This is a genomic window from Pontibacter diazotrophicus, from assembly GCF_003367245.1.
In the GTDB taxonomy this organism is placed as follows: domain Bacteria; phylum Bacteroidota; class Bacteroidia; order Cytophagales; family Hymenobacteraceae; genus Pontibacter; species Pontibacter diazotrophicus.
In genome coordinates, this window is record NZ_QRGR01000062.1 from 1 (window position 1) to 6,890 (window position 6,890).

General features: G+C 50.9%; 7 protein-coding genes and 1 pseudogene. 5 read left to right on the top strand and 3 right to left on the bottom strand.

Annotated features, from left to right (window positions below):
- On the bottom strand, positions 1-918 hold a 918-nt coding region (locus DXT99_RS27655; RefSeq protein ID WP_449578162.1), incomplete at its 3' end, for an SPW repeat domain-containing protein.
- A 209-nt stretch (positions 919-1,127) separates the two neighbouring features.
- Here DXT99_RS27655 and DXT99_RS27905 point away from each other — a divergent pair.
- Positions 1,128-1,397 carry a hypothetical protein gene (locus tag DXT99_RS27905; protein WP_115568607.1) on the top strand — a complete coding sequence of 90 codons (270 nt, stop codon included), beginning with the start codon at positions 1,128-1,130 and terminating at the stop codon, positions 1,395-1,397.
- Positions 1,398-1,439: 42 nt separating this feature from the next.
- Here DXT99_RS27905 and DXT99_RS26435 read toward each other — a convergent pair whose 3' ends face one another.
- Positions 1,440-2,357 (bottom strand): alpha/beta fold hydrolase, encoded by a 918-nt coding sequence (locus DXT99_RS26435; RefSeq protein WP_115568608.1) that lies wholly within the window; start codon positions 2,355-2,357, stop codon positions 1,440-1,442.
- Between the two features lie 526 nt (positions 2,358-2,883).
- On the opposite strand from DXT99_RS26435, the gene DXT99_RS26440 reads away from it, so the two are divergent.
- From DXT99_RS26440 to DXT99_RS26455, 4 genes are all read left to right on the top strand, one after another.
- Positions 2,884-3,348: a RidA family protein gene (locus DXT99_RS26440; protein WP_115568609.1), complete on the top strand. Its 465-nt coding sequence runs from the start codon at positions 2,884-2,886 to the stop codon at positions 3,346-3,348.
- 36 nt (positions 3,349-3,384) lie between these two features.
- Entirely contained in the window at positions 3,385-4,509 is a 1,125-nt protein-coding gene (locus tag DXT99_RS26445) for a trans-sulfuration enzyme family protein (RefSeq protein ID WP_115568610.1), read from the top strand.
- A gap of 146 nt (positions 4,510-4,655) precedes the next feature.
- A complete protein-coding gene (locus tag DXT99_RS26450; RefSeq protein WP_115568611.1) occupies positions 4,656-5,603 on the top strand; it encodes a carbon-nitrogen hydrolase family protein in 948 nt (315 codons plus the stop codon).
- 56 nt (positions 5,604-5,659) lie between these two features.
- Positions 5,660-6,733: a flavin monoamine oxidase family protein gene (locus DXT99_RS26455; RefSeq protein ID WP_115568612.1), complete on the top strand. Its 1,074-nt coding sequence runs from the start codon at positions 5,660-5,662 to the stop codon at positions 6,731-6,733.
- 54 nt (positions 6,734-6,787) lie between these two features.
- Here the strand turns inward: DXT99_RS26455 and DXT99_RS28110 are convergent.
- Positions 6,788-6,890, bottom strand: a pseudogene (locus tag DXT99_RS28110) (IS982 family transposase); the annotation flags it as partial.

Consider the following 6,890-nt stretch of genomic DNA (forward strand, 5'->3'; position numbering starts at 1 on the left):
CTGCCCGAAGAAAGGGTCCCAGGCAGAGTCGATGTAGCCCAGCTGGAAAGCAGTCAGGTAGCGCGACACGAGCCAGCCGATAAAGCCCAGCACCATCATGATCCAGCGCTGCGGCCAACTGGAGGGGTTATAGCTCCAGCCCGGAGGCGTATCCGGCCCCATCTTCATGTACATTATCATGTTGGGCATGCCCGGTATCAGGATGGTGAGCCCGATGATAAGTGCGCCCACCAGGGTGTCGTTGAGGTAAGCGACTGCCGTGGGAGACCAGAAAATGATGGGTGCCATGGTAAGCCAGATACCGACAAAGCAGCAGATCCACAGACTGACGGGACGGTTGGGGGTGAGGCCGCGCCAGCCAAAGAAGACAAGCAGGGCACCGCTGATGATGTCGCTCCACTTCATGAAAGCAATGCGCTGGTCCATTGAAAGCCACACGCTCCTGCCGCCCGATGGCTCCACGGTTCCAATGCTATAATCGAAGGTTAAAGGGGAGAGCAGCACCCAGGCACCGAGGATGATAATCATCCAGTATACCCAAAGGGTCTGCATGTGGTGCATGTGCAGCATCTTCTCCCGCATCTCCTCCGACATCTTCATATCATGGCTGCCGTCTTTATCCTGCTGATGCCCTTCGTGCCGGTAGTCGCCTCTTTTGTGCTGGTCCTGTTTTTCCTGCCCTTCTCCTTGCATTTTCTCGTTGTGCTGGCGCACCTCTTTCTCGGCCATGGGCCTTGTCACGCCGCGCATGCCCATGGAGCCGCTGTGCTTGCCATTGCTCTCTTTATTATCCTTGTGCTCTTTGTCTTCCATTATCATGTATTTTAATGAATGGATGCCTGGTTCTGCTATACGGAGAGGCAGCAGGCAGGATGTTTTCAGCAGGTAGCCGGATAAAACGGCCTTAGGCAAAAGCATTGTGACGTTTATCCTTGGAAAGCCAAGGAAAATACCCTTTCGGGAGGAGAGATTCCTTCTTTGAAGGACATTCAACATGATTAGAATGCCTGCTGTAGGAGTGTGAAGAGGATAGCTTTTTAACATAATCAGCGTTATAGAACAGCTCTAGCTACACCTGTGATCAATTCAGCTTTTTGGTTCAACCTTGCCTTCATCTCAACATTCCCATGCTTTGCGGGACAGCTATACATGGGCGGTTGTTATGGGCAAATTATGCTTGCGTTAACTGTTTCATTGTAGACTGGCTGCCGGAAAGAGCGGGCGGTAGAAGAGTCCTTCTTCTACCGCCAATCCCTGTCCCAGAGGGTGAGCAGGAAGGCAAGGTTACCTTAGATGACATTATCACGCACACTCTGCCGCTGGAGCAGGCGGCGGATGGGCACCAGATCTTCAAGAAGAAAGAAGACAACTGCGTGAAGGTGGTGCTCAAGCCTTAGCCTGCTGCTTTGCCCCTGGAACAGGCTTGAATTCAGGTAAGGTCATTTATTTCGGTTTAACAGCCAAAAACTACCGACTGACAGCGCCAGACCCACACCCAGCACAGCGGTCCAGCTTCTGGAGGTGGCAACGTGGGTGTTATCCTCCAAACATAAAGAAGGCAGGTTCTCGCCGCTGGTTACCGCCAGAACCAAGCGTACTGTTTCCTCGGGCGTGTCCCATTGCGGGAAGTGGCCGCTACGGGCAAACCAGTGCAGGCGTGCGTCCGGGAACAGGGCCAGGGCCCGCGGGGCCTGCTGCGGGGGGCACACCCGGTCGTGGCGGCCCCAGCCGATGACAAGTGGCGCTTGGATAGAACCTCGCGGCGCCCCTTGCTGCTGCTCACCGTAAGCAAGCTGATACAATAGTTCGTTGAAGGAAGGAGAGGCTGCGAAGGCACGCATCTCGTCAAGCGCCAGTTTAGGGGGCAGGTGCCAGGGGCGAGCCGAAAATTGTGCGAACAGTGCTGTGCGGCCCACGGGGTTGCCGGTGAGGGCGGGCATAAGGGGTTGGAGCAGGCGCACCAGGCGCACCGAGGCCGCCACCGAATAGTAGAAAAACGGGACTTCCCAGCTTCGCCAAAACCCACCGGGGTCAAGCGAAACTACCGCGCCCAGCACACCTCCCCGCCGGGCCAGCTCCAGAACCAGGCGTGCGCCCATCGAACTGCCCACGGCATCAATGCCCAAAAGATTGTTGAGTCTCAGAAAGTCAGTGAGGGCATCCGCCAGGGTGCGGGTGGATACTTCGCCAGCCAGAGGTGGGGTCGCACCGTGGCCGGGCAGGTCCACTGCAATAACCTCGCGGCCTGCGTCTGCCAGCGTGTCGAGGATAAGCTGCCAAGAGCGCCAGCTGCCCCCGATACCGTGAATGAGCAACAGCGGCTTTCCCGCGCCGCGCCGGATGTAGTGCATATCCATACCTGAACCTGAAATATAGCTGTGTGGGTGTGAGACTGCCTGGGTTTACGGGTTAGGGATTGCCAGGTTATGCTTGCCCATCTAGGTTAGCTGGTGAAGGCGGAAAGAAGCAGAGATAACAATACTTAGATTCAAACCTCTCTCCATACTAAAACAGCAGAAAAATACCTCCCCGAGTACCAAAACGGCACCACTGACCTAGGATCTGGTTTTTTTCATAACATATTTTATGTAAAAAAGGACGGTTTCGCAAGGAGAGAACATTTGATATGCTCCCCCAGCTTTTTTATTGATATTAGGCTATGTAGTAGTTCGTTCCAAATCCAGTTCCATGTTTCTCTGTCAGGTTTATATCTGCCAAAATAGACAATGTTCATTTTGATTTTGTGCTTCCACTTCAACGCAATGGTTGTAGTACAGGTGGCGAATGCGTACTTGAGTTTACACTTAGCAAACTAACCGTAAGCTCAGTTGCAGCAGCAACAGCTGACATACGTAACTTAAATTTTGACTTAACCCTTCAAGCATGAATGAACCAGAAGAAAAACTCAGAAATGTAGGTATAGAATTGCCACCGCCTGTTCAGCCGGTTGCCAATTATGTTACTTTTGTTCAGGTCGGGAATTTGTTGTTTCTGTCGGGGCACGGTTACTGCGGAACCCCAACGGCTGTTGACATAGGCAAACTGGGAAGGGACCTGACGGTAGAGCAGGGGTATCAGGCAGCCCGCAACGCAGGAGTTTGTGTTTTGGCCACCATCCAGCATGCTCTTGGCGATTTAAGCAAAGTAAAAAGAATCGTAAGGGTGTTAGCAATGGTGAACGCTACCGAGGACTTTGCGGACCACCCGAACGTAATCAATGGTTTTTCGGACCTGATGGTAGAGGTTTTCGGTGAAAAAGGCAAACATGTGCGTTCCGCTGTCGGCATGGGCTCCCTTCCGGGTGGTATAGCCGTAGAAATAGAAGTAATATTAGAGATAGAAGAATAGACAGGCGAAGGCAATTGTTTAACGAACTAAAACCGCATGTACAGCAAAGAAACAACTTGTGTTTACAACCAGCAGCAGCACCAGGGAGTGAACACCCCCATTTTCACTTCCACAGCCAACCGGTACATTGGCTTTGATGAAATCTTGTACCCCAGAAATTTCAATACAGAAAATCAGAAAGCCATTGTTGACAAACTCTGCCGGTTAGAACACGGGGAGGCCGGCCTGATCTTCAGCTCAGGAACGGCGGCCATAGCAACCGTTCTCTTCTCCTTTCTAAAGGCAGGGGACCATGTCCTGTTTTCGCAGGAAATATACGGCGGTACTGTCAAGCTGATAGAGGAAGAATTCCCCAAATATAACATAGCCTTTGACTTTGTGTCCAGCGCGGATATGGGTAATATGGAGTCCTTGGTCAGGGAAAACACAAGGGTTGTCTACACAGAGACTCCCTCAAATCCCCTGATTTCTGTTGTTGACCTGGAGGCTGTTGCAGCTGTGGCAAAGAAGCACAACCTTCTAACTGTAGTAGACAGTACATTCGCTACACCCATCAATCAAAACCCGATTTTGCTGGGAATTGACATCGTGGTGCACAGCGGCACCAAGTACCTGGGAGGCCACCACGATTTATGTTTCGGCGCAGTGATCACCTCTCAGAGATTGAAAGACGTCATTTACCAGAGCGCACTCAACTTTGGAGGCAGCCTGAATGGCCTGGACTGCTACCTGATAGAGCGGAGCCTGAAGACATTGGCCCTGAGGGTGGAGAAGCAAAACGCCAGTGCGATGAAAATCGCAACTGCGCTGCAGGAGAATCCGCAAATCTCCACTGTATATTATCCTGGCCTACAGCAGCATCCTAATCATGTAGTGGCTGCAAGGCAGATGACAGGCGGATTTGGAGGAATGCTTTCCTTCGAGTTAAAGGATGTGGCCAAAACAGGGGCCTTCTTAGGCAGGTTGCAACTCATTATACCTGCTTTAAGTCTGGGAGGTGTGGACACCACTATCTGCCAGCCCTCCAAATCATCCCATGCCAACCTGCCTGAAGAGGAACGACTGGCACTGGGAATAAGGGACAGCTTGTTGCGGCTTTCTGTTGGGATAGAAGATGTGGCGGATCTGCTTAGAGACATTGAAAATGCTATGAAGCATTGATATCGGCGAAGGAAGTGATCTAGCACGAACCTCTACGCCCATATGGTGAACAGCTTTTGAGCAATTCGGGAAAAGCTAATCAATGGAACAGCTAGTTATAAGCAGCCTGTTTCTTTACTTTTGTAGTACCAAACAAGATTCGGATCATGAATTTATTGAAAGTAGCCCTGGCTCAGATCTCACCGGTATGGTTGAACAAAGCCAAAACGCTGGATAAAGTATGTGCCTCCGTTTCAGAGGCAGGGGAGAAGGGGTGCGAGTTAATTGTTTTTGGAGAAGGATTACTGCCGGGCTATCCTTTCTGGCTGTCCTTAACCAACGGGGCAGAATTCAATTCTTCTGTACAAAAGGAAGTACACGCGCACTATGTAAGGAATGCAGTTCAGATTGAAGCGGGTGATTTGGATGAGGTATGCAAATTGGCAAAAGAACATAAGATCGCCATTTACCTGGGTGTCATTGAGCGCGGTAAAAACCGGGGAGGGCATAGCCTGTACTGCTCTTTGGTTTACATCAACGAGGTAGGGCAGATTCAGTCTGTTCACCGAAAGCTGCAGCCTACTTATGAAGAGCGATTAACCTGGTCTCCTGGTGACGGGAACGGCTTACAGGTACACCGTCTAAAGGCATTTGCGGTTGGCGGGCTGAACTGCTGGGAGAACTGGATGCCATTAGCCAGAACAGCGCTGTACGGCCTAGGTGAGAATTTGCATGTGGCCGCCTGGCCCGGCTCAGACAGGAATACGATGGATATTACCCGCTTCATCGCTAAGGAGTCCCGGTCGTTTGTGATTTCTGTGTCTGGTCTTATGGGCGTAGCGGATTTCCCAGCCGACACACCTCATCTGGAGAAGATTGTAGAAAATGCCCCGGATGTGCTGGCCAATGGAGGCTCCTGTGTTGCAGGCCCTGACGGAGAGTGGATAGTGGAGCCTGTTATAGGAAAAGAAGGGCTGATTATCCAGACCTTGGATTTTAACCGGGTGCTGGAGGAGCGGCAAAACTTTGATGTTGCAGGTCACTACTCCCGTCCCGATGTGACAAGGCTAACAGTAAACAGAGAGCGGCAGTCGATATTAGACATCATAGATTAAAATAGAAGAGCAGCTGGACCTTTTTAGTGTCAGCTTGAGGTAAACAGGAAGGGATTATGCAGGAGGTGATTATAGTAGGTGCGGGGCTGAGTGGTTTAGCTGCAGCCTACTATCTGAAGAAAAACGGAACAGGTGCCCTTGTGCTAGAGGCACGGGAAAGATGGGGAGGAAGAATAGAAACAGTCAAAGCAGCAGGCAATAACACTCCCGTTGAAATGGGTGCTACCTGGTTTGCTGAAAAGCACACGCACCTGATGCGCTTGCTGAAAGAACTGGAACTGCCGTTTTACAAGCAGTATCAACAGGGAGTAGGCGTGTTTGAGACGGATGCGGCACAGGAGGCGCAGTGGTTTCACATACCAGACGCTGAGGAACCCTCTTACAGAGTTGCGGGAGGCACATCGAAGCTGATTGATATCCTTGCGCAGCATGTCGGGCATGACCGGATCATCCTGGGTTCTCCAATAGTAAGTGTATCAGAGCAGAAAGACCATCTGGAAATTACCACCAGCAAGGGGGAAAAACACGCCTGCAGGTACCTTATTCTCACCATCCCTCCTTTTTTGATTTTATCGCAGAAGATAACCTTCGATCCAGCGCTTCCTGGTGAACTGGTCAATGTGATGGGGAGCACACATACCTGGATGGGGGAATCTATTAAGTTTGCTGTTGAATATGAGAGCCCTTTCTGGCGACAGGAGGGATACTCCGGAACGATTTTCAGCCACGCAGGGATCGCCGTCGAGATGTACGACCACAGTGATTTTGAGGAGACCCGTTTCGCCCTTAAAGGGTTTCTCTCTGCTGATGCGTCTGTCTTAAGCAAAGAGGAGCGAAAGCTTAAGGTGGTGGAGCAACTGACAAGGCTGTTAGGTGAGCGAGCAACTGACTTTCTTTCTTATACAGAAAGGGTGTGGAAGGAAGAAATTTACACCTTTTCGGATTATCAAAAGTATATAATGCCTCACCAGCATAATGGACACCCGCTCTATTCAAGCACCCTTATGAACGGCAGGCTGTACCTGGCAGGAACTGAGACATCACCCGCTTTTGGAGGATATATGGATGGGGCCGTTTACAGTGGCACAGCCACAGCACAACGCATTCCCAACAAGATAAGTGAAGCCTGACTTCTTCTTTTTTTGGAATGTTAAATTTTTCATAATAAAACGTGAACTCGGGAATTAAGCCAATGTTCTGGCGGGGTTGAACCTTTTGTTTTTGTGGTCGAGAAAGGTGTAGGCTGTCAGGCCGGAGAGGATGTGAACCAGTGCGTTAAGGGGGTTT

Excerpts from the sequence above, each read along its gene's own strand:
- DXT99_RS27905 (WP_115568607.1), top strand. The coding sequence starts at position 1,128 with ATGCTTTGCGGGACAGCTATACATGGGCGGTTGTTATGGGCAAATTAT.
- DXT99_RS26435 (WP_115568608.1), bottom strand. The coding sequence starts at position 2,357 with ATGGATATGCACTACATCCGGCGCGGCGCGGGAAAGCCGCTGTTGCTC.
- DXT99_RS26440 (WP_115568609.1), top strand. The coding sequence starts at position 2,884 with ATGAATGAACCAGAAGAAAAACTCAGAAATGTAGGTATAGAATTGCCA.
- DXT99_RS26445 (WP_115568610.1), top strand. The coding sequence starts at position 3,385 with ATGTACAGCAAAGAAACAACTTGTGTTTACAACCAGCAGCAGCACCAG.
- DXT99_RS26450 (WP_115568611.1), top strand. The coding sequence starts at position 4,656 with ATGAATTTATTGAAAGTAGCCCTGGCTCAGATCTCACCGGTATGGTTG.
- DXT99_RS26455 (WP_115568612.1), top strand. The coding sequence starts at position 5,660 with ATGCAGGAGGTGATTATAGTAGGTGCGGGGCTGAGTGGTTTAGCTGCA.